The organism is Nocardia sp. NPDC051052 (assembly GCF_044456045.1).
Lineage (GTDB): Bacteria > Actinomycetota > Actinomycetes > Mycobacteriales > Mycobacteriaceae > Nocardia.
Genome location: NZ_JBITFL010000020.1, coordinates 105,682 through 127,241 on the forward strand (window position 1 = coordinate 105,682; position 21,560 = coordinate 127,241).

General features: G+C 66.7%; 22 protein-coding genes. 12 read left to right on the forward strand and 10 right to left on the reverse strand.

Annotation, left to right across the window (positions count from 1 at the left end; genetic code table 11):
- Position 1: 1 nt before the first annotated feature.
- Positions 2 to 622: a TetR family transcriptional regulator gene (locus ACIBCN_RS41590; protein WP_396997986.1), complete on the reverse strand. Its 621-nt coding sequence runs from the start codon at positions 620 to 622 to the stop codon at positions 2 to 4.
- A 207-nt stretch (positions 623 to 829) separates the two neighbouring features.
- Between ACIBCN_RS41590 and ACIBCN_RS41595 the strand changes: the two genes are divergently transcribed.
- From ACIBCN_RS41595 to ACIBCN_RS41605, 3 genes are read left to right on the forward strand one after another with little or no spacing between them, the layout of a single operon-like run.
- Complete coding sequence (locus tag ACIBCN_RS41595) at positions 830 to 1,945, forward strand: ferredoxin reductase (RefSeq protein ID WP_396997988.1); 1,116 nt, start codon at positions 830 to 832, stop codon at positions 1,943 to 1,945.
- 21 nt (positions 1,946 to 1,966) lie between these two features.
- Positions 1,967 to 3,115 (forward strand): fatty acid desaturase family protein, encoded by a 1,149-nt coding sequence (locus ACIBCN_RS41600; RefSeq protein WP_396997990.1) that lies wholly within the window; start codon positions 1,967 to 1,969, stop codon positions 3,113 to 3,115.
- On the forward strand, positions 3,116 to 3,433 hold the full coding sequence (locus tag ACIBCN_RS41605) for a hypothetical protein (protein WP_396997992.1): 318 nt from the start codon (positions 3,116 to 3,118) through the stop codon (positions 3,431 to 3,433).
- On the opposite strand, the gene ACIBCN_RS41610 is transcribed toward ACIBCN_RS41605, so the two are convergent.
- Entirely contained in the window at positions 3,434 to 3,970 is a 537-nt protein-coding gene (locus ACIBCN_RS41610; protein WP_396997994.1) for a DUF4254 domain-containing protein, read from the reverse strand. It lies immediately after the preceding gene.
- Between the two features lie 395 nt (positions 3,971 to 4,365).
- Between ACIBCN_RS41610 and ACIBCN_RS41615 the strand changes: the two genes are divergently transcribed.
- The gene (locus tag ACIBCN_RS41615) at positions 4,366 to 4,686 is read left to right on the forward strand and encodes a hypothetical protein (RefSeq protein ID WP_396997996.1); all 321 of its coding nucleotides are present in this window, start codon (positions 4,366 to 4,368) and stop codon (positions 4,684 to 4,686) included.
- On the opposite strand, the gene ACIBCN_RS41620 is transcribed toward ACIBCN_RS41615, so the two are convergent.
- Positions 4,683 to 5,345: a TetR/AcrR family transcriptional regulator gene (locus ACIBCN_RS41620; protein ID WP_396997998.1), complete on the reverse strand. Its 663-nt coding sequence runs from the start codon at positions 5,343 to 5,345 to the stop codon at positions 4,683 to 4,685. The genes ACIBCN_RS41615 and ACIBCN_RS41620 overlap by 4 nt on opposite strands.
- 129 nt (positions 5,346 to 5,474) lie before the next feature.
- Here ACIBCN_RS41620 and ACIBCN_RS41625 point away from each other — a divergent pair, with 129 nt between their 5' ends.
- A complete protein-coding gene (locus ACIBCN_RS41625; RefSeq protein ID WP_396998000.1) occupies positions 5,475 to 7,532 on the forward strand; it encodes a CocE/NonD family hydrolase in 2,058 nt (685 codons plus the stop codon).
- A 260-nt stretch (positions 7,533 to 7,792) separates the two neighbouring features.
- On the forward strand, positions 7,793 to 8,497 hold the full coding sequence (locus tag ACIBCN_RS41630; protein WP_396998002.1) for a DUF4389 domain-containing protein: 705 nt from the start codon (positions 7,793 to 7,795) through the stop codon (positions 8,495 to 8,497).
- Between the two features lie 32 nt (positions 8,498 to 8,529).
- On the opposite strand, the gene ACIBCN_RS41635 is transcribed toward ACIBCN_RS41630, so the two are convergent.
- From ACIBCN_RS41635 to ACIBCN_RS41645, 3 genes are read right to left on the reverse strand one after another with little or no spacing between them, the layout of a single operon-like run.
- Positions 8,530 to 9,519: an ATP-binding cassette domain-containing protein gene (locus ACIBCN_RS41635; RefSeq protein ID WP_396998004.1), complete on the reverse strand. Its 990-nt coding sequence runs from the start codon at positions 9,517 to 9,519 to the stop codon at positions 8,530 to 8,532.
- A 1-nt stretch (position 9,520) separates the two neighbouring features.
- A complete protein-coding gene (locus tag ACIBCN_RS41640) occupies positions 9,521 to 10,348 on the reverse strand; it encodes an ABC transporter permease (RefSeq protein WP_396998006.1) in 828 nt (275 codons plus the stop codon).
- A complete protein-coding gene (locus ACIBCN_RS41645) occupies positions 10,341 to 11,195 on the reverse strand; it encodes an ABC transporter permease (protein WP_396998008.1) in 855 nt (284 codons plus the stop codon). Before ACIBCN_RS41645 ends, ACIBCN_RS41640 begins: the two co-directional genes overlap by 8 nt.
- A gap of 284 nt (positions 11,196 to 11,479) precedes the next feature.
- Between ACIBCN_RS41645 and ACIBCN_RS41650 the strand changes: the two genes are divergently transcribed.
- Genes ACIBCN_RS41650 through ACIBCN_RS41660 form a run of 3 tightly spaced genes read left to right on the forward strand, consistent with a single transcriptional unit; the run spans position 11,480 to position 14,221 of the window.
- The gene (locus ACIBCN_RS41650) at positions 11,480 to 11,803 is read left to right on the forward strand and encodes a hypothetical protein (RefSeq protein ID WP_396998010.1); all 324 of its coding nucleotides are present in this window, start codon (positions 11,480 to 11,482) and stop codon (positions 11,801 to 11,803) included.
- Positions 11,800 to 13,215, forward strand: a complete 1,416-nt coding sequence (locus ACIBCN_RS41655) for a hypothetical protein (protein ID WP_396998012.1) — start codon at positions 11,800 to 11,802, stop codon at positions 13,213 to 13,215. Before ACIBCN_RS41650 ends, ACIBCN_RS41655 begins: the two co-directional genes overlap by 4 nt.
- Before the next feature lie 58 nt (positions 13,216 to 13,273).
- Positions 13,274 to 14,221, forward strand: coding sequence for a hypothetical protein (locus ACIBCN_RS41660; RefSeq protein ID WP_396998014.1), 948 nt, complete (start codon positions 13,274 to 13,276; stop codon positions 14,219 to 14,221).
- Between the two features lie 4 nt (positions 14,222 to 14,225).
- On the opposite strand, the gene ACIBCN_RS41665 is transcribed toward ACIBCN_RS41660, so the two are convergent.
- A complete protein-coding gene (locus ACIBCN_RS41665) occupies positions 14,226 to 15,461 on the reverse strand; it encodes an MFS transporter (protein ID WP_396998016.1) in 1,236 nt (411 codons plus the stop codon).
- Positions 15,462 to 15,639: 178 nt separating this feature from the next.
- Here ACIBCN_RS41665 and ACIBCN_RS41670 point away from each other — a divergent pair, with 178 nt between their 5' ends.
- Both ACIBCN_RS41670 and ACIBCN_RS41675 read left to right on the forward strand, forming a co-directional pair.
- Entirely contained in the window at positions 15,640 to 16,347 is a 708-nt protein-coding gene (locus tag ACIBCN_RS41670) for a respiratory nitrate reductase subunit gamma (protein ID WP_396998018.1), read from the forward strand.
- A 109-nt stretch (positions 16,348 to 16,456) separates the two neighbouring features.
- Positions 16,457 to 17,911 carry a purine-cytosine permease family protein gene (locus ACIBCN_RS41675; RefSeq protein WP_396998020.1) on the forward strand — a complete coding sequence of 485 codons (1,455 nt, stop codon included), beginning with the start codon at positions 16,457 to 16,459 and terminating at the stop codon, positions 17,909 to 17,911.
- Here ACIBCN_RS41675 and ACIBCN_RS41680 read toward each other — a convergent pair.
- Together ACIBCN_RS41680 and ACIBCN_RS41685 are read right to left on the reverse strand one after the other, a co-directional pair.
- Positions 17,884 to 18,147, reverse strand: coding sequence for a GlsB/YeaQ/YmgE family stress response membrane protein (locus ACIBCN_RS41680; protein WP_364727576.1), 264 nt, complete (start codon positions 18,145 to 18,147; stop codon positions 17,884 to 17,886). The genes ACIBCN_RS41675 and ACIBCN_RS41680 overlap by 28 nt on opposite strands.
- A gap of 119 nt (positions 18,148 to 18,266) precedes the next feature.
- Positions 18,267 to 18,920: a TetR/AcrR family transcriptional regulator gene (locus ACIBCN_RS41685; RefSeq protein ID WP_396998022.1), complete on the reverse strand. Its 654-nt coding sequence runs from the start codon at positions 18,918 to 18,920 to the stop codon at positions 18,267 to 18,269.
- Positions 18,921 to 19,024: 104 nt separating this feature from the next.
- Between ACIBCN_RS41685 and ACIBCN_RS41690 the strand changes: the two genes are divergently transcribed.
- On the forward strand, positions 19,025 to 19,222 hold the full coding sequence (locus tag ACIBCN_RS41690; protein ID WP_396998024.1) for a hypothetical protein: 198 nt from the start codon (positions 19,025 to 19,027) through the stop codon (positions 19,220 to 19,222).
- A gap of 129 nt (positions 19,223 to 19,351) precedes the next feature.
- Here the strand turns inward: ACIBCN_RS41690 and ACIBCN_RS41695 are convergent, their stop codons facing one another.
- Entirely contained in the window at positions 19,352 to 21,481 is a 2,130-nt protein-coding gene (locus tag ACIBCN_RS41695; RefSeq protein ID WP_396998026.1) for a putative bifunctional diguanylate cyclase/phosphodiesterase, read from the reverse strand.
- Between the last annotated feature and the right edge of the window lie 79 nt (positions 21,482 to 21,560).

Here is a 21,560-nt window from a genome sequence, read left to right on the forward strand (position 1 = left end):
ATCAGCGCTCTTTTGGCGGCCACCAGGCGCCCATGCCGAGCGAGATCAATCGCATTTGCTGCACGGTGCGGTCGATGATGTTGTCCTGCTCGCGCGGCAGCGCCGAGATGTAGGCGACGATGCCGTCGGTGACCGTCGCGACCAGTAGGTCGGCGGCGATCTCGAGATCGGCGGGCGCCCAGGAGTCGAGGGCTGGGATGCGGGAGAGGTCCGCGACCAGTTCGCGGACGATCAGTTGGAGTTCCAGCGCGATGGATTTGCGCAGTGCGGCGGATCCGCCGTGGCGTTCGCGGGTCAGGAAGCCGAACAGTTCGCGCTTCGGGCCGACCTGAGCGAACACGAATCGCACCGTGTCGGACAGGCTCGCGTCCGGCTTGCGGCGCACCTCGCGCAGCGCGAGCCGTAGCGCGGTGATGCCGTCGTCGACCAACTGCGCGCCGAGATCGTCCAGCGACGCGAAGTGCCGGTAGAACGCGGTCGGCACGATGCCCGCCGAGCGGGCGATCTCACGCAGGCTCAGTGCGGCGAACCCACGGTCGGCGGCCAGCGCCAGAGTGCCGTCCAAAAGGGCCTGTCGCGTGCGCTCCTTGCGCTCGCCTCGAGTTGCTGCCTGCTCGCTCATCACGGTGAGCATACATCCGTTCACCATTCCATCATTCCCAAGATGTTGTTCGTGTCACATGTTTTGCCGGTTGACACCGGACCCCGGTCATCCGTCACACTAGTTGAGTGTACATACGTGCACTGAAATTGGAACGCAACGTCGCGGGTCCTCACCCAGTCGAACAGCCCCGACCTGAGGCACCCCGACACGAGGCACGGAGAACAGATGGTGGATCTCATCAACCTGGTGCAGACCCTGACCACGCCACATCCGCTGGATCGATACCTGGAACTCGTGCGCCCCACGCTCACCGCGCGGGAGATGCGCGCCGAGATTCTCCGGGTAGACCGCTCGGTCCCCGGCTCGGTGACGCTCACCCTGCGCCCGACCAGGCAATGGAAAGGCCACGCCGCCGGGCAGTATGTCCAGATCGGCGTGGTGATCAACGGTGTCCGCCACGCCCGCTGCTATTCGCCGGTCAACCCGGCGGGCGGCCGGAGCAGGCATATCCAGCTCACCGTCAAGGCGCACCCCGAAGGCTTGGTATCGCAGTTCCTCGCGCGCAACGCCGCGCCGGGCATGGTGGTCGATCTGGAGCCGGCCGCCGGGGTGTTCAAGCTGCCCGACCTGCGCCCGGACCGGGTGCTGCTGATCAGCGGCGGTAGCGGCATCACGCCGGTGCTGTCGATGCTGCGCACGCTGGCCGACGAGGGTTACCCGGGTGAGGTCGTCTTCCTGCACTACGCGAAATCGCCCGAGGTAGTGCCGCACCGCGCGGAGATCGACGCGATTGCCAAGCGGCACAAGAACTTCCGCATCGAACTGCGTCATCCGTGGCGGTCCGACACCACCCGGGTCGACGCGGCCGCACCCTGGGTCGACGTGGCACCCGCACACCCGAGCGGGTACTTAGACTACGACGAGCTGGAGCGGGTGGCACCGTGGTTCGCCGACGCGCACACCTACGTCTGCGGCCCGCAGCCGCTGATGGACGCGGTGCGCAAGATCTACGAGGCCGAGCAGCTCGACGATCGGCTGCACACCGAGGAATTCACCCTCTCGCTCACGCCGGTCAATGCCGACGACGTGTTCGGCACGGTGAACTTCTCCGCCAGCGGCATCGCCGCGGACAACGACGGCGCGCCCCTGCTGGAGCAGGCCGAAGCCGCCGGACTCACTCCCGAATTCGGCTGCCGGATGGGTATCTGCTTCTCCTGCACCGCGGTTCGCCGCACCGGTTGCACCCGCAACCTGCGCACCGGCGAAACCGACAGTGACCCAGATCAACCCATCCAGCTCTGCATCAACGCCCCCGTGGGCGACGTCGACATCGACATCTAGACCAAGCAAAGGATTCCTCTGATGACAATCCTGACCGAAACCAAAGACGGCCCGCTGGTACTGAGCCCGGACCAGATCGAAGAACTCGGCAAGGCGCTCGACGAGCTGCGTGCCAAGACCGTCGCCGACCTCGGCGATCGCGATCGCGAATACCTCTACTCGATCATCAAGGCGCAGCGCGGTTTCGAGATCGCCGGACGCGGCCTCATGTACCTCGGCTTCCTGCCGCCGGTCTGGCTGGCCGCAGTGGCCGCGCTGAGTGTGTCGAAGATCCTGGACAACATGGAGATCGGCCACAACGTCATGCACGGCCAGTACGACTGGATGCGTGAGCCAGGCCTGAATTCCCGTGTCTTCGAATGGGATACGGTCTGCCCGGCGGACCAGTGGAAGCACTCGCACAACTACATCCACCACACCTTTACCAACATCCACAACAAGGACCGCGACATCGGCTACTCCATCCTGCGGATGGACGAGAGCCAGTCGTGGAACCCGCTGCGCCTGGGCCAGCCGCTCTACGCCTTCGCGCTGATGATGCTGTTCGAGTGGGGCGTGATGGCGCACGACCTCGAGATCGAGAACGTGGTGCGCGGCAAGCGATCCTGGGCCGACATCAAGCGCACCGTACTCGGCCAGGTCAAGAAGGCGAGCAAGCAGGCGCTCAAGGACTACCTGATCTTCCCGGCGCTGACCGGCCCGCTGTTCGTCAGCACGCTCGCGGGCAACGTGACCGCGAACCTGGTCCGCAACGTGTGGGCCTACTCGATCATCTTCTGCGGCCATTTCCCCACCGGCGTACAGACGTTCACCGAAGAGGAGACCGCCGACGAGACCCGCGGCGAGTGGTACATCCGGCAGATGCTCGGCTCGGCCAACATCACCGGCAGCAAGCTGTTCCACATCATGTCCGGCAATTTGTCGCACCAGATCGAACACCACCTGTTCCCGGACATCCCGGCCGCGCGCTATCCGGAGATTGCGCCTGAGGTCCGCGCATTGTGCGAAAAATACGGACTGCCGTACAACACGGGATCGTTCAGCAAGCAGATCGGTTCGGTGTGGTGGAAGATTTGCAAGCTCGCGTTGCCGCCGAGCTTCGTCAAGAGCGAGTCATCTCCCGGTGTTATTGTGATGCGTCAGCGAAAGGCAAGCGAAGTGGGCGTGTGAATGATCGGGAAATTCGAAAGCAACAAGGATCTCATTCAAGAATTGACCTCCTCGGGTGCCAAGCATGTCGGCAATATCGCAGGCATCATCGCGGGCACCGTCGCGGAGGTCACCAAGGAGATCGGTGAGTGGTTCACCGACGCGATCGAGATGAAGGAAGCCGCCGAGGCCGCCAGGCGTGATGCCGAGGCGCGGCAGGGTCTTGATCTCGAGCGCGACGACGACCTGGAGCCTGCGGCACCGAAGCCGACGGTGACCACCGAGGCGTCGTTCGTCGACGCCGAGGTGGTCGAGCCGGGAGTCGACGAGACCCGCTGATCACCACACCGGCAGCCTGCGCCGGTGCTCGATGACATCGGTGATCAGATCCCGGTATCCGTCGGTCAGTTCGGCGAGCCTGCACCACTGCAGGTGGGCTTCCCCGTCCACCTGCACCGGGTGCGTCCGCTGCTGCGGTGTTCGACGCAAAGCTCGTTGTGCCGCAATCCATTTCGCCGCTAGTCGATCGATCACCGCGCCGAGCGTCTCGGTATGCAACGAGGCGCCGCCGCGGTGCTCGACATTGTCGGCCACCCAGGTGTCGATGCGCCCGACCAGTTCGGCCCGATACCCGTCGATGTCCTCGACCAGCAGGCTGCACGCCGCGACCCGCCCCGCGGGGGCGTCCGGCGCGTGTGCCGCGTCGATCGCCGTGTTTCTTCGTTCGTGACATTCGACGAGTTCCCGTGCGGCACTGAGCACGCCGTGCCGGTGGCGGTTCGGGTCGTCGGGTTCGCGGAAGGCGCGCAATAGTTCGGCAGGCGGTGGTAACTGTTGTTCGGTCCCGTTACGGACGCCTGCGTATTCGGTCGGCATGTGCGTACACCCCTGCGGTAACGATCCCATTCTGGATGCGCCAGGGCCGAGGGGGATTTCGGGGAGGGGCACCCCTCGGCTCCGGCGCAGCCCCGCGCTCGGACGCCACCCCCACAGTCCACCAGCACGGCAAAGTAACCGGGAAATCCGCGACGATGCGATGAGGAAGACGCCCCGAGAAATCGGGACTCTTTCAGGAAAGCGCGGTTGCCGAATCGGCGCAATAGTATGGTGTACAAATCTGAAAGCAGCTTGTAAATCGTTATGATCCGTTACGGGCAGGTCACGCGAGTGCACCGTCGGCATTACCGACCAGGGTGCGTGGGCTCACCGGCAGCTACCGGGTTGGGCGCGGCGGCTGCGCGGGGTCGTTCGATCGGCTAGCCTCGACATTCGTGCCCGCCTACGTGTCATCACCCGAGCTGACATTCGGGTTCATGTTCGCGCTGGAAGACCCCGAGCGAATCGGAGAGGTCGTGCGCACACTCATCGTTCGCAAGACGGTCTCGGTCTTCCGCCTCGCCAGGCTCTCCGACGACGACGGACCGCCCGAGCGATACGTGGTGAACTGGGCCGCGATACCGCAGATTTCGATCACCACCGAGGCGCCGGAACCCGACGAACTCCAGGCGCAACGCATCATGCTGGTCAACGCATTCCTTAGTGAGGATGGCGAAGTGAGCCTGTATTCGGCACAGGGGAACGGTCCGGGCTAAGCGTCCCATTCCGGAACGCCGAACAGTGCCATGGTGATTTGGTACAGATGCGCACCGAGCGCCGGTAATGCCTGCGGGCCAGGGCCTTCCAGGCAATCGCGGATGCGATCGTCGACGGCGCCGATGAGCGCGTCGAAGATATCCGGCGGAATGTCGGCCGGGATATCGCCCTCGCCGCGGCCGATTCGGAAGGCCGCGCGCATGCGGTGCGCGAGCAGCGTTTTCATCTGCCTGCGCTGCTCGGCGACGATCGGCCCGGCGACCAGGCATTCGATGTGCAGCGCGCGGGCGTAGATGCCGTTGTCGGACAGGACCTGCAGATAGGTCTCCAGCGTTGTCCGGATGAGCGCGCGCCACTCCGAGCGCGGCATGGCCTGCACGCTGGTGTCGAGTTCGCCGAGTACGAGGTCGACCGCGGCCTCGAAGGCCTCGGTGAAGCAGTCGTCCCGGCCGCGGAACAGCTGGTAGAAGGTGCGCCGCGAGACGTTCGCGCGGGCCACGATATCGCCGACGGTCGTTTCGCCGTAACCTCTTTCGGCAACGGCCTCCAGTACCCCCAGATACATCCGCATGCGCTGCGAGTGGGCCACCGCCTCCGGCGTCATGCCATGCGTGCCGCGTGGCAGACGGCCGCGATCGACGCCGGCTTCTAATCCCATCTCCTGACAATAGTCGTTCCGCGAGAGTGACCGGGGTCATACTTGCCCATCCGATGTGGTCCCCGTTACTCTCACATCGACCATAGGTACGCCAGTGTTTTTAAGTAAAAGCTAGAGGGGTCGAGGTCGATGGGGATATTTCGCCGTGCAGTGAGTCGGGCCGGGATTTTGGCGATCGCGACCGCCACGGCCGCGCTATGGGTGGTGCCGAGCACGGCCTCCGCCGAATCACCGCCGGACGGCGGCGACCTCGGCCGGGCGTGGACGGCCGCGCACGACGGCCCGGCGCGGTATCCGGGACCGGTACACATCGACTTCGACGTGCCGATCACCATGAGCGATGGCACGGTCCTCAAAGCCAACATCTATCGGCCGGTCGACGCCGCGGGCCGGATCGTGGACGAGCCGCTGCCCACCATCATCAACCTGACCCCCTACACGAAATTCGCGTCGCTGATCGCCGACCTCGCCCTCAACATCCCGGTCTTGTCGGACGCGCTGATGCAGCTGGTCAACCGGTTCGACCTCAGCGGAACGCCATTCGACTCGATCACCGATCTGACCAAGGCGCTGGCCGGTGGCGCCCCGCGCACCTTCGGCGCGGATCGCACGCTGGTGCAGCACGGCTACACCTACATCGTGGCCGACGTGCGCGGCACCGGGTACTCGCAGGGGGCCTGGCAGTTCTTCCAGGCCAGGGAGAACCAGGACACCCTGGAAATGATCGACTGGGCGAGTAGGCAGCCGTGGTCGGACGGCAATATCGGAATGTCGGGCATCTCCTACTCCGGCATCAACCAATTCAAGGCGGCCGAGCAGAATCCGCCCGCGCTCAAGGCGATCTTCCCGGTCGAAGGCAGCACGGACACGCTGACCGATGTCGCCTTTCCCGGCGGTGGACTCGGCTTGTTCGGGCCGCTGTATATCGCGGCGGTCGACCTGATCTCGAACTTCCCGGACCCGGTCGGCATCGCGCTCGGCCACCTCGACTACCAATGGCTGCTGGATCGGGTGGCCACGCCGCTGGAATTCTTCGATTACATCCTGATGGCGTTGTCGCTCAACGTGGATTCGGTGCCGAAGCCGTTGAAGGACCAGCTGCTGCCTGGCAGTTCGCTGCGGTCGGCGTTCACCGACGGCCATCCGGAGCGGATCCAGGTGCCGACCTTCGCCTACGGCGGCTGGCAGGACATCTTCGCCTCGTCCAGTGCGCGCTCGTTCTCCGACATTCCGCTGCCGCCGGAGCGCAAGAAGCTGATCATGGGCGACACCTATCACTTCAATCCCGGCTCCGGCTTGGGCGATCCAGGCAAGCCGCCGCGCTTGGACGTACTCCAAATGGCTTGGTACGACAAGTGGCTCAAGGGCATCGACAACGGCATCGACCAGTACGGTCCGGTCGCGCTGTGGCAGCAGGGCGGCGGCTGGACCACCGCGTCGTCGTTCCCGCGTCCGGACCTGGATTACCAGCGGATGTACCTGTCACCCGCCATCAGCGGCACCGCGACCAGCGTGTACGACGGTTCGCTGAGCGCGCAAAAACCCGATGCCGCAGCGCAATTGACGGTGTCGCCGATCGCCGGGCTCACCTCGCTGTGCTCCCGCGATGCCGCGGTGGAATCCATCGGCGTCATCGGCCTTGCCAATTTCTGCGGCCGCGACGATCGCATCCACGAGCTGGGCGGCCTCACCTTCACCGGTGCGCCGGTCACCGAACCCACGATGCTGTCGGGTCCGATCAACGTGCACCTCAACACGATGTACGACAACATCGAGGGCTACTGGGCGGTGACCGTGAATGATGTTGCGCCGAACGGACAGTCGACGGTGCTGGCCAGCGGCCAGCTCGCCGCCTCGCTGCGCGCGGTGGACGAGGACCGGAGCACCAAGGACGCCGACGGCGACTACACGCACACCGTCTACAAGCTGACCCTCGCCGATCGCCAAACCCTGGTGCCGGGCCAGCCGACCACGCTCGACGTAGCGGTCAACCCGGTCGACGCGGTGCTGCAGCCGGGACATCGGTTGCGGGTGAACGTCTTCGCCAGCAACTTCCCGCGCGGCATCCTGCCGCCGCCGCTGCTCTTCGACGGCGGCATCCTGAATTCGGTTGCACCGCAACACCTTGTGCTCGACCCGTCGGCGCCCAGCTTCGTGAACGTGCCGTCGAGCAGGCCGCTGGGTTAACCGCGCATGACGGCCAGGAGCAGATGCGGGCCGGGGCGCTCCGGAGTTTCCGCCGGAGCGCCCAAGTAGCGGCTCGCGGGGGATCGCGCCTACCGGGCGATTACGGCGGAGTTTGCGACACACCAACCCGGTGCGCTGCTATTTGTTGGCGTGTCGGTACCCGATCGGGGCGTCGGTGACCACGGAATACGCGAGAATCACCGTATTCCGCACCTGGTTTGTGGCGTGGATCGAAAGGCACCCGAAAAGGAGCGTCGATCATGGAACCCGAAAACCCTGACTACACCGCGCAACTGGCTTATCCGGTCACTCCGGTTCGTGTTCGAGGCGATCTGGATCCCGCGTTGTCACGGTGGATGTGGCTGGTCAAGTGGCTGTTGGCCATCCCGCACTACATTGTGCTGTTCTTTCTGCACATCGCCTACTTCGTCCTCACGGTGGTCGCGTTCTTCGTGATTCTGTTCACCGGTAAATACCCGCGGGCGATGTTCGATTTCAATGTCGGCGTGATGCGCTGGACGTGGCGGGTGGAGTTCTACGCGCTGTCGGTGCTCGGCACCGACAAGTATCCGCCATTCAGTCTGGCGCCGAACGCGGAGTATCCGGCCGATCTCGAGGTTGATTATCCCGAACGGCTGCACCGTGGTCTGGTGCTGATCAAATGGTGGCTGCTGGTCATCCCGCACGGCCTGATCCTCGGCGCGCTGTTCGGCGGTGGCGCGACACTCGTCATGCAGAGCGACGACAATTGGGCGAGCTGGGCAACGGTGCCGCTGATCTTCTTCTTGCTGCTGGTCGCACTGATCGCCCTGCTGTTCACCGCGCGGTACCCGCAGGGCCTGTACGACTTCGTCGTCGGCATCAACCGGTGGAGTATCCGGGTGCAGGCCTACGCCACGCTGATGCGCGACGAGTACCCGCCGTTCCGGCTCGACCAGGGTGCCCGAGAGCCCGAAACCCGGTGAGTCGCACTGCAACACCGAATCCGCCCGCTGACTCAGCGGGCGGATTCGTATATGCGGCGGACCACGTCCTCGATCTCCGGCTCCTCGATGGACAGATCCCGCACCTCGGCTCGCTCGGAGACCTGCGCGAGCAGCTGTGCGGCCGTGGTTTTTTCCGGATCGAAGGCCAACCGCTGCCGCATGCCACCGGCCTCGGACGCCAGCAGTTGCGCGCAGGGTAGATCGTCGATGTCCGGAGTCGGCTCGGCCAGATCGACGACCAGCACGCGCCGCGCGCCCACCGTGGCCGCCAGCCCGGTCAGCGACCCGTCGTAGACCAGCCGCCCGTGATCCACCACGAGCACACGGCCGCACAGCCTTTCGATGTCGCCCATGTCGTGGGTGGTGAGCAGCAGCGTGGTGCCGCGATCGGCGCGTTCGGCCCGCAGGAACTCACGCAGGCGCTGCTTGGACAGCACGTCGAGGCCGATGGTCGGTTCGTCGAGGATCACCAATTCTGGGGAGTGCAGCAGCGCCGCCGCCACTTCCGCGCGCATGCGCTGGCCGAGCGAGAGCTGGCGCACCGGGGTGTCCAGCGTCTCGGCCATCTCCAGCTGCTCGATGAGCTCGTGCTTGCGCTTGCGCGCGTCGTCCGGGTCCAGCCGATGGATGGCCGCCAGGATCGAAAACGATTCGCGCAGCGGCAGATCCCACCAGAGCTGGGAGCGCTGTCCGAACACCACGCCGATCCGCGCGGCCAGTTCGCGGCGCTGCCGGACCGGTTCCAGCCCGCAGGTGCGCACGCTGCCCGAGGTCGGCACCAGGATGCCGGTGAGCATCTTGATGGTGGTCGACTTGCCCGCTCCGTTGGCGCCGATATAGCCGACCGCCGCGCCCCGTTCGATCCGGAAGGACATCCGATCCACCGCGGTGAGCGTCTCGCGGCGCCGGCGCCAGTGCCGGCCGACCTTGCGGGACAGCACGAATTGCCTTGTCAGGTCCTCGATGTCGATGATCGCGTCCGATGAGCTGGAATTCGCCATGTTATCCGCCGCCTCCCTGATAGTGCCGAGTACCGCATCGCCAGAAACTCAATGCCAGCAACCACACCCAGAGCACCGCAACTGGCGCCAGCCAGGCCAGCCACCCGGGCAGCAGCGGCGGGCCAGGCAGCCCGAGCAAGGCGATTGTCGGCAGATACGCGGTGAAGCAGACCGGGATGGCGAAGCCGAACAACAGCCTCAGCGGCGTCGGGAAGACCGTGGCGGGCTGTACCGCGGCGAACGAGCCGCCGTAGGTGAAGCTGTTGGTGAGCTCGGCGCCGTCGATCAGATAGAACTGTAATCCGGCCGCGCACACGAAAACCCCACCGAACAGGGCGATTCCACTGACCAGCGTGAGCAGTACCAGCGCGACGGCGCCCGGACTCCAGTCGATGTCGTTGCGCAGGAAGCCCAGACCGAGCACCGCGATGGCGACGGCGGCGCGGGCGAAGCGGCGCAGCGAGATGTCGCTGGTGACAAGCTGGAGCAGCAGCGGCTGTGGGCGGAGGTAATACGCGTCGACCTGGCCCATCCGGATCAGTGTCGGCAGCGTGTCGAGGTGCCCGAACAACACCTGGGCCAGCGCGAAGGTGGACTGGCCGAACCCGAACAGCAGCAGGGCGGCATTCAGATCGAGGCCGCCGAGCACGCGCACGTTGTGGAAGATCACCCACACCTCCGCGAACTCGACCAGGCCGATCAGGAACGCGCTGAAAACCTCGCTGACGAAAGACAATCGGTAGGCCTGCTGGGCGCGGATCCGGGAGCGCAGCACCGCCGCGTACGGGGTGAACCAGGTCCCCGCCCGCGCGGCGCTCGGCTCAACCACCCTGCACCTCCAGTTTGCGACGCCCGGCCGCCAGCAGTACCCGCCCGATGCCGCCGATCACGAGTACCCAGCACACCTGGACGGCAACCACACCCACCGCGGCCAGACCGGTGATCCGGCCGGACAGCACGTCGATCGGCGATTGCAGGATCGAGGGGAACGGCGTCGCCTGCGCGATGGTGCGCAGCCAGCCGGGGAACATGTGCACTGGCACAAACAGTCCGGCGAGGAATGTGCCGGTGACCTGATACAGCACCCGGAGGCCACGGGTCTCGACCACCCAGAAACCGATCAGCGCGACGGCGAACAGGCAGAGGAACGAAATGGCAACGGCGAGCAGCACACTCACCGCGCCGAGCAGGTAGGGCAGTGGCGTGTTCGGCATGACCAGACCGAAGGTGAACACGCCGATCAACACGCTCGGCACCCCACGCGGCAGGATGGTGCACGCGGCGCGGCCGAGATCACTGGCCAGGTAACCGAATTGGACGTCGACCGGGCGCAGGAAATCGATCGCGATGTCGCCGTTCTTGACCCGATCGGCCAGGTCGAGCGTCGGCCCCATGAACTGCATCGCGCCGAGCAGGCCCTGCGAAAGCCAGACATACGCGCCGATCGAACCCTCGTTGTAGCCGCCGAAATCGCCGGTGGCCCGCACCGCGGCGAGCATGACCGCCGCGCGCACGAAGCCGAAGACACAGTTGGTGAACAGGCCGGCGAACATGGCCAGCTTGTACTGGGACTGTCGTCGAAAACCCGCCCGCGCGAGGTGCGCGTAGACCGCGAAAGCGCGTCGAGAATGCCTTGTCGCGCCGAGCTGCCCGTCCCCTCCCGCTCTGTCGCGCACAAAGAGTCAAGCCTAATGCCTGCCGGAAGACGCGCGGAACCCCTGTCGGCGGTTTTTGGCAAAGTGCTGCATGTCGAGCCCGGCGGCTACCGCACGGCCTCGACCTGCTCACCGCCGCCGTCTGCCGCTGACCCCGCGCCAGCGCATGACATTGTGCGCGATGGTTGCCATACTCAGGCGGCAGCGAGTCGCGAGGATCGGACACAGGGTGTCCAGGTCGCGCAGTAGGCTTGTCATCGAATCATGTCGCGGTAGCGAAAGACTGGGAACCCGGGAGGGGAACGGTGGACACGCTGAAGCTGGATCCGGCGGCGGTGGCCGCTTACACCGCGATCGCGGACGCGGTCTCCCAACAGTTGGCCTCGGCCGCCTCGGTCGCCTCCGGGGCGGTGAATCAAGATCAGCTGGTCGCCGACTTAGGGCTGGTCGGGGCGGATTTCGCCGCGCGATTCACCACGGCGGTCGCCGAACACGCCCAGGCGTTATCCACGGCGGGACAACTCGTCGGCACCTACGGTCAAGTGCTGCGCGACTACAGCGCGGACATGCAGGGTGTCGACGTCGACACCGCGGGCGCCATCACCCGGACAGGGGAGACGCTGACATGAGAAGCCTTTCCGGACTACGCAGGCGGCCGGCCCCGGCCCGCACCGACACCGCCGCGCCGACCACCACGTACCTGGATCCGAACGTGGATCCGCCGATCGTCGCCGCGCTGGTGCGTCCGCTGCTGCAATTGCGAGCCACCCTCGGCACCGGTGTCGGCGTGCCGAACCAGACCGCGACCAGCGCGCTGTCCTCCGCGTCCACCCAGGCCGCCGATGTGGAGGGCCCGCACCGCGACGGCCTGCACGCGCTCGAGTCGACCTGGACCTCCCGCGGTGCCGACGCCGCGGTGCCCGCGCTGCGCACCACGCAAACCGAGATCGGCGAAATCTCCGACCGGGGACCGGCTTACCTCAGCGTGCTCGGCGACGCGCACGCCACCAGCGCGCGCGCCGCGCGGACGGTGGACCAGATCATCGCGGACTTCCGACGCGACGCGCGCGAGATCCTCGGCAACGCCACCGCGGCCCCGGACACCGACGCGGTGATCGCGCGGGCCACCCAGGCCCTGCGCGACGCGCTCACCACGGTCGATACCGCGCAGACCGAGATGAACGACCACAGCAGGCGATTGGACGAGATGGGTCCGCTCACGGTCACCCAGCCGTCCGGTGTCACCGCCGCGCAGCCGGGCACCACGGGGCAGTTCATGCCCGGCGGCACAAGCCAATACGCCCCGAACGGCAGCACCCAGTACTACCCGGGCACCACGACCCCCGGCCTCGGCGGCACCGGGCAGCCGGTGGACCCGGCGCTGGCCGCCCAGCTCCAGTTGCAGCAGCAGCTCATCTCCGCGGGGGTACAGGTCGGCACCGCGGCCATCAACGCGGGCGTCGACATCGGCACCAACATCATCGACAAGATCGCCGGTGTCGGCACGCACATCATCGACAAGGTGGCCGACGTCGGCACGCACGCCATCGACACCGTGGCGGCCGGCGCGGACAAGGCGGTGACCGAGGCGATCCGTCCCGGCAGCACCACGGGCGGCGACCAGTCGACCGGTATTTCGAACTCGAGTACCTCGCCGAAGCTGTTCGACTTCGGCGGCGGCGCGCGGCCGTCCACGCCGTCGACCCCGTCCGCTCCGTTCCAACCGACCGGTCCCGGCACGGCGATTCCGCCGTCGCAGCACGGATCCGCGCCGTCCGCACAGGTGAACACACCGCCCCCACCGGTGTCCGTACCGGCGCCCGCGCCGGACGTACCGGAGCCGTCGGACACCCAGTCCAAGCCCGTCACCCCCGACCAGCAGAGCCATCCCGGCACCAACGGCGGCGTGGCGATGCCGCCGCCGCCGCGCGCCGACGATCAGGAACACAAGCCCAAGGACGGTCAACTCGGTGTCACCGTGCCGACCGCGGCGGTCGCGGTGACCCCGGTTCTCGGCGACTACGACGATGACACCCTCTGATCCGAATTCTCCGAGTCGGCAAGAGGGGCAGGGTAATCCGTTCGACACGGGTCTGCCCATGCTCCGCACACCCACCGGCAAGGCCAAGAAGCGGCGGCGCTCGTCCGGTCGCCGCGCGCCGGTGCGGCGCCGAGATCCGGAGGTCGTCGTGTCCGAGCAACCAACCCCGGACCACGCGGACCGACCGCGGCGGACCGGGGAGTGGGAGGAATGGCTCGACCCGCCGTTAGCGGCGGAGCCGCCGCAGGCACCGCCGATCGAGGAGGACCGGCGGCGGATTCGCGCGGGCGAGTACGCGGCCGACGGCTACGTCGAGGACGCGAATCCGGCGCCGGCGATCATCAACCGGTCCGGCATCCATCCCGGCGTCCCGCTGCGCCACCCCACCAAGCGGCGTGATCCGCAGCGCGGCAACAAGGTGCTCGCGGTGCTGATCGTGCTCGGCATCGGGATCGCGGTCGTCTCGATCCTGCTCGCCGCCGTGCACGGGTTCGGCAAGCGCAGCCCGTCGGTCGCGGCCACCCCGACCGGTCTCACGCCGGCGACCGCTTCCGTACAGAATTCCGCGGGAACCTCGGCGGCGCCGACAACAACGGTGCCCGCCGCGCCTGCGGCCATCGCCACGCAAGGCTGCGAACAGAAACGCACCCCCGAAGCGGTCTCCGGCACCGACCCCGGCGGCACCGCCAACGGACCGGACGCCATCCTCGCCTTCGAATACGCCTACTACGTGGAACGTTCCGGCTATCGGGCGCGCGCGGTGGTCGCCGACAACGCCATCGTGTCGCCCGCCGAGCAGATCCAGCGCGGCATCAACCAGATCCCCGTCGGCACCCGCTACTGCGTGCAGATCACCCAGTCTCGCGACGGTGACGACGGCCTCGCGCACTGGCAGGTGCTGCTCACCCAGCAGTACCCGGGCGAGCAACCCAAGACCTTCACCCAGCTCATCACCACCCGCACCCTCGCGTCCCGCACCCTGATCACCGCCATCGCCTCTGCCTGATGCGTCATTCGCGATCCCGCCGCCAGGGCAGCAGGGCCGGTGTGACCAGCATCAGGATCGCCCCGATGGCGAGCGCGGTGCGGGCACCGGTTTGACTCGCCAGCATGCCCCACGCGACGATGGCCGCGGCGGTGACCACGCGGGCGGTGATGGTCCAGGCGGTGAGGACGCGCGCGACCTTGTCGTTCTGCGTGTGCAGGAGGCGGTAGGTGGCCAGCGACGGGTTGAAAACGCCGATGCAGGTGATCATTCCGAATTCGACGGCCATCACCAGCAGCAGTCCTTTCGCGCCTGCCTGCACGAAGGGCAGGCCGAGCAGCCACGGCACGCGCGCGACACCGAAGGCGAGCAGGAGCTTGCGCTGCCCGTAGCGGCGAACCAGCGGGCGGGCCAGCCGGGCACCGAGGATCCCGCCGAGGCAGGCGACGCCGAAGCCGAGACCGTACTGCCAGGGCGTGAAGCCGAGGTCGTTGAGCATCAGATAGGCCAGCAGCGGCGCGGTCGCCATGATCAGCGTGTTCACCAGCACCGTGTTGCACAGCAGCAGGCGCAGTACGGGATTCGCGGCGATCGTGCGCCACCCCTCGGTGATCTGGACCAGGCGTGACGTGGCGTCGGGCCGGGGCGGCGGGGCGGGCTCGGGGACCTCGATCGAGCGAATGCACAAGGCGGACAACACGAAACTCACCGCGTTCAGCAGTACGGTGATCACGGGGCCCAAGGCGCCGATGAGGACGCCGCCCAGTGGTGGTCCCACGGCCGCCGAGACCCAGGTCGCGCTCTCGAAGCGGCCATTGGCCTCCAGCAAATTGTCCTGGGCGACAAAGCCTTTCAGATGCGCACTGCTGGCGCCGAGGAAGACGATATCCGCGACCGCGACGATCATGGCCGCAACCAGCAACTGCGGATAACTCAGCGCGTCCGCGAAGTACGCGAGAGGCACGGTCAGCAGTACCAAGAACCGAACCAGATCGGCGCGGACCATCAGCCCGCGCTTTGGCCGGAACTCGATCCAGGTACCCAGCGGAACCGCGAGCACCGCACCCACCGCGCCGCCTGCGGCCGCGATCAACGACACCTGCAGCGCGCCGACATGCAACACTAGGATGGCGACCAGCGAAAAGGCGTCCAGCGCAAGGTATGTACCCACCGTGCTGACGGCGAACCCGCGCCACAGTCGCTCGAAGTCGCGGCCGAGCCCGGCGACCACCGGCTGAGTCGCTATCCGATCGTTGACCATCCGAGCGATCAAACCGGGCGGCACGGTCGGCGGCAAGCCCCCAGTTCATTCCGGCGCGCGAGATCGGTGCGAGGCGGACAATTACGGCTGAACAAGGAGGCCGTTAGGTACTTGTTTGCGGGGTGGGTGTCTGCGAAGGTGGTGCATACCTCGGATAGTTTCAATTTCTATCAGTTCGATGGAGAAGGCGGGTCGACAGATGATGTCGCTGCTGTGGATCATCCTGCCTTACAGTGCGTTTCTGTCCTTTATCGTCGGCCACCTGTGGCGCTACCGGCACGATCGCTTCGGCTGGTACAGCACTGGCGCGGATACCGATCGGGCGCAGCGGATCGGGGCGACCGCGTTCCGGATCGGGATGAGTGGCGTGGTCGCCGCGCGGATCACCGACTTGATCGCCTCCGGGCCGCACTCGCGCCCCGACGGCTCGATCTATCTCACCCTCACGATCGTCGAGATAGGCGCACTGGCGACCGCGACGATCGGCGCCGTGCTGTTGTTCGTGCCGGACATGATCGGCACCCCGGCCCGGCCCGCGGTCAGTCCGCTGGACCGCATCACCTTTCCGATGCTGGTGGCCGGGCTGCTGACCTGGGTGGCCATCAAGTTCGACCCGAACTCCACGGATACCGGCTATCGCACCGCCGAGACGCTGTTCGCCTGGTTCCGTTCGCTGTTCACGCTGCACCCGGACCCCGGGGCGATGGAGCACGCGCCGTTCATCTACCAGGCTCGCGGCCTGGTCCTGATGTTGTTCATCGCGATCTGGCCCTACACCCGGCTGGCGAGCATCATCGCCGAACCTGCGTACCGGGTGGCCCGGCGCCTCCGGTCCGCGACGCCGGCCGTCCCCGGCCGGGAATTGTCCGCTCCGCATCGAATGTGACGCGCCGCAGCCGGTTTCGTGGGCCATACTGCTGGTCGGACACAGTGACAGCTCGACGGGCACTACCCGCACTTCCATAGCTGTTCCCCGGACGACGGAAGGCGGGCCCATGACGGACGAGCGACTCGACGCGGGCGGTTCCATCGAGCGCCGCACCATCGAGGTGATTCCCGATGCCGAACGGCACGGCACGCCGTTTAGCCAGTTCACCCTCTGGTTCGGGGCGAACATGCAGATCACCGCGGTCGTCGACGGCGCGCTCGCGGTGGTGTTCGGCGCCGACGCGCTGTGGGCGATCGTCGGCCTGCTGCTCGGCAATATCCTCGGCGGCGTCGTGATGGCCCTGCACTCGGCGCAGGGCCCGCGCCTCGGCTTGCCCCAGATGATCTCCAGCCGAGCACAATTCGGCGTCTTCGGGGCGGTGCTGCCGCTGCTGCTGGTGGTGGTGATGTATCTCGGGTTCGCCGCGACGGGCACGGTGCTCGCGGGGCAGGCGGTGAACAAGATCCTGCACATCGATAACCCGACGGTCGGCATTCTCGTCTTCGGCGCGCTCACCGCGGTGGTCGCGGTGACCGGCTACCGGCTGATCCACGTCGTCGGCCGGATCGCCACGGTGGTCGGCGTCATCGGCTTCACCTATCTCGGAGTCCGGCTTTTCACCGAGTACGACGTGAGCTCCTATGTCGGGGTGAAATCGTTCGACATGGTGACTTTCGTGCTGGCCATCTCGCTCGGTGCGGGCTGGCAGCTGACCTTCGGACCCTACGTCGCCGATTACTCGCGCTATCTGCCCCGCTCGACCAGCGACCGGACCACCTTCCTGGCGACCTTCGCGGGCAGCGTGCTCGGCTCGCAGTGGTCGATGACGTTCGGCGCGTTGGTGGCGGCGGTGGCGGGAAAAGCGTTCCTGGGCAACCAGGTTGGCTTCATCGGCGACCTCGCGGGTCCGTCCGTGGTCGCGCTGCTGATCTACCTGGTGATCGTGGTCGGCAAGCTGACGGTCAACTGTCTCAACGCCTATGGCGGGTTCATGTCGATCCTGACCTCGGTGACCGCGTTCAACCGGCAATCACGGACCACGCCGTTCGCGCGCGCCGCCTACATCGTCGGCTTCACCGCGGTATCGATGCTCGTCGCGATCGGGGCCAGCGCCGACTTCCTCGGCAACTTCAAGAATTTCGTGCTCACCCTGCTGATGGTGTTCACGCCGTGGAGCGCGATCAACCTGATCGACTACTACCTGATCTCGCGCGAACGCATCGACATCCCGGCGCTGTACGACCCGGACGGGCGGTACGGGCGCTGGAACAGCGCCGCGCTGGCCTGCTACGTCCTCGGCGTGCTCGCCCAGATCCCGTTCCTCGCGCAGCAGCTCTACACCGGTCCGATCACCGAAAAGCTGGGCGGCGCAGACGTTTCCTGGATCGTCGGCATCGTCTGCACGGCCGCGATCTACTACCCGCTCGCTCGGCGCACGAGTAACCCGCCGGATCGAATGATCTATCCGGCGGGCACCGTGCACAGTGCCGACGCTCAGACTCGCGCGCGCACGAACTTGTAAATGACCAGCAGGATCACCGCGCCGACGATGGCGCCGAGGAAGGCATGGTTGACCGGCGGTTGCAGGGTGAACTTGTGCGGTGCGAACACCAAGCTGCCCAGCGTGCCGCCGACGTAGCCGCCGATGATGCCGAGCACGATCGTGCCGATCCAGCCGAAGTTCTCCTTGCCGGGAACCAGCAGGCGCGCGATGGCTCCGGCGATGAGACCGATGATGATCATCGAGATGATGCCCATGGATTCGCTCCTTGAAACTCACAGGGTGTGACGCACGGGAGACGCCGCGATCAGTGTGCGGGATACCCGAGTTCCATGGGCGGTAATCGCGCGCCGTGTACGCGTCACACGTCGGAAGTTCACTTGGCGTCGAGCATCGGCGCGAGGTAGCGCCGGGTGAACTCGCGGGCCTGCTCGGCGGTATCGAGCTCGATGGCGGTTTGCTGGGTGAGGATGAGCGACAGGGTGATTCGGATGTGCAACTCGGCCACGGTGCGCAGGTGTTGCAGGTCCGCATCCGCGATGGCGGTGTCGCCGTAGAACTCGTGCCGCCAGAGGGTGACGCAAAATTCGCGGAAGGTGTCGATGATGGGGCCCGCGCCGACGGTGAGGGCGGGCAGGATGGATTCCGGCTCCGTTTCCAGCAGCCGGCGCAGCAGCGGGTGCTCGCGCAGGAATCCGACTGTGTAGGAGGCGCTTTCGGCCATCCGGTCGGCCACTGTCGCCTGGGTGCTGGTCGCCGTTGTGCTGCCCGCGAGGTATTTGCGTAGCTCGGAGACCAGGACCGCCTCGGTGAGCGCGGACTTGCTCGGGAACTTCCGGTACACCGTCGCGCGCCCGAGCCCCGCCCGTTTGGCGACGTCCTCGACGGTCGACCGGCGCCAGCCGACCACGGCCATCTGCTCGAAGGCGGCGGCGAGGATTCGCTCGGTCACCTCGTCGGCCTCGTCGAGCAGTTTGAGTACCTCGGGATCGGGGTCTGCCAGCTTGTTCAGCAGTGTGTCCCTGGTCACTCGCGTCACTGCGCTCCTTGTCGTTGCCGGTGGGTCAACAGTACCTTCGAGACAAACAGGCGATCATTGTCTCGTCTGTCTCAATGTAGCGGCGGGAGCAGCTCATGACACTGATATATCTGGCGGTAGGCGCGCTCGGCCTGATCAGCGGAACCAGCGTGTGCGGGATGATGGCGGTGGACACCTTCGGTACCTGGGTGCACGTCATCGAGGGAATCATTCTCGCCGGTATCGCGGCGTACGGCGTTGCGGTGGATCGCGATTCCGCGGTCCGTTCCGGCGCGAATGGGGTGGCATCGTGACGGCCATTGCCCTGCTGGTCGCGGTGTTCGTACTGGCGACTCTGCTGCTGCGCGACGGCGATAACCAGGACTTCCATGGCCGGGAGATCGCGGAGTCGCGGCACGCGGGGAGTGCGAAGTTCGGCGCGGCTAGCTCAGGCGAAGGTCGGAGACGCCGAGCAGGGTCGTCACCTGATCGGCAGGCATCGGGTAGTGGAAGTGCCAGCCCTGGGCGGTGTCGCAGCCGAGGTCGCGGAGTTGATCGGCCTGGTGGCGGGTTTCGACGCACTCGGCGGTGACGGTGAAGCCGAGGGCGTGGGTGAGATCGATGATCGTCTCGAGCAGCAGCAGGTCGGTGGGGCTCGCGGTGTCCGGGGTGCGGATGCGCTGGATGAACGGCCCCGCGAGTTTCACCACGTGCAGCGGGAGTTGGCCTAGGTAAGCGAGATTGGAGTAGCCGGTGCCGAAATCGTCGATGGCGATGCGGACGCCGGCGTCGGCGAGGGTGTGCAATGCACGCAGCGGCCGTCCGGTGGCCTGCATGAACGCCCGCTCGGTGAGTTCCAGTTGCAGCAGGCTCGCGTCGATGCCGGTCTCCGCGATGACCTGTTGCACGTGGCCGAGCCAGGCGGGATCAGCCACCTCGGCGGCGGAGACGTTGACGCTCACGGTGGGGGTGTGCGGAAAGCGGTCGTGCCATTCGCGGCTGGCGCGGCAGGCGGTCTCCAGCACCACCGAGCCGAGCGCGCCGATGTGACCGTTGTCCTCGGCGATATCGACGAACCGGGCCGGGCTGAGCACGCCGAGATCCGGATGCCGCCAGCGCACCAGCGCTTCTACCGCGACGGTCTGCCCGTTGGTGAGCGAGACGATCGGCTGATAGTCGAGGAAGAACTCGCCGTGCCGCAGAGCCGACGGCATGGCCGCCGACAGTTCGGCGCTGGTGTGTTCGCGGCGGCCGCGGTCGACGTCGAAGATCGCGTACCGCCCCCGGCCCGCGGCCTTGGCCCAGTACATGCTGGTGTCGGCCGCCTGCAGGAACTCGCCCGTGGACAGCCGATCCGCGCGTTCCTCCATCACGCCGATGCTCGCGGTGACGGTCAGCTGATGCTCGTGCACGTAGAAGGGCTGGGCCAGCGCGTGCAGCACCGTCCTTGCCACGCCGGACATTTCGTCGACGCCGGTGGAATGCGGGATGAGCACCACGAATTCGTCGCCACCCATGCGCGCGACCAGCTGATCGGTCCGCGAGACACAGCCGTTCAGGCGCGCGGCGACCTGCGCGAGCAGTTCGTCACCGACCGCGTGGCCGAAGGTGTCGTTGACGGTTTTGAAGTGATCGAGATCGATGTAGCAGAGCCCGACCCTGGCGCAGTCGGCGAAGGCAGCGCTGAGCGCGTCGAAGAAGCGGGACCGGTTCGGCAGCCCGGTCAGCTGGTCGTGGTGCGCGCGATACTGCAACCGTTCGCGCAGCGCGCGACGCTCGGAGACGTCCTCCACCAGCACCAGCGTGTACTGCGGGTTGCCCTGCTCGTCGCGGATGAGCGAGACGTTGATGTGGGTCCACACCGTGCCGCCGTCGCGGTGCCGGTAGGCCTTCTCCAACTGCACGTTGTCGTATTTGCCCGCGAGCACCCCGGCGTATTTCCGCCACATGTCCGGGCCGTCGTCGGGATGGGTCAGATCGGTGACCGACAGCGAGCACATCTCCTCGGGCCGATAGCCGAGCATGGCCGCGAAGGCGTTGTTGACCTCGATGATTCGCCCGGTCATGTCCGAGAGCCCGGTGCCGATTCCGGCCTGGGAGAACACCGCGCGCAGCCGGGCCTCGCTGGCCCGCAGCTGCTGCTCCATCACGCGGCGCGCGGCGATATCGGCGGCCCGCACGCTCTCCTGCTCGGCGAGCAGCCAGGCGCGGAAGGCGCGCAGATAACCGGTGGCAAAGGCGGCCAGCAACTCGGCAGCTCGATCGGTGGGCACCGAGCCGGGGCCGAGCAGGTAGGCGTTGAGCACGGCCAGGCTGCGCCCGAGCACCTCGTCGCCGACGAAATGCGCGCGGGCTAGCTCGCCGCCGAGTTCGCCGACGCGCGCCGCAGGACCCGAGCCGACTGCCGCGGCGACGAATTCCTTGGCCAGAATGGTGAGCAAACCGCGGGTTTCGGCCGAGCTCATGGGCACGACGTGATTGCGCGGTCCGCCACCGAGTGCGGCCGCCCACTGCCCGGCCAGTTCCGCGTGCGGCCCGCCAGGATCGGAACCGCTCCCGGCATCCCACGCCATAAGCTCTGATGGTAGTCCGATTTGCGGTCTTCCGCCCAACTGCGCGTGCCCGTGAAGCCCGCTACGATGACGATGCTTT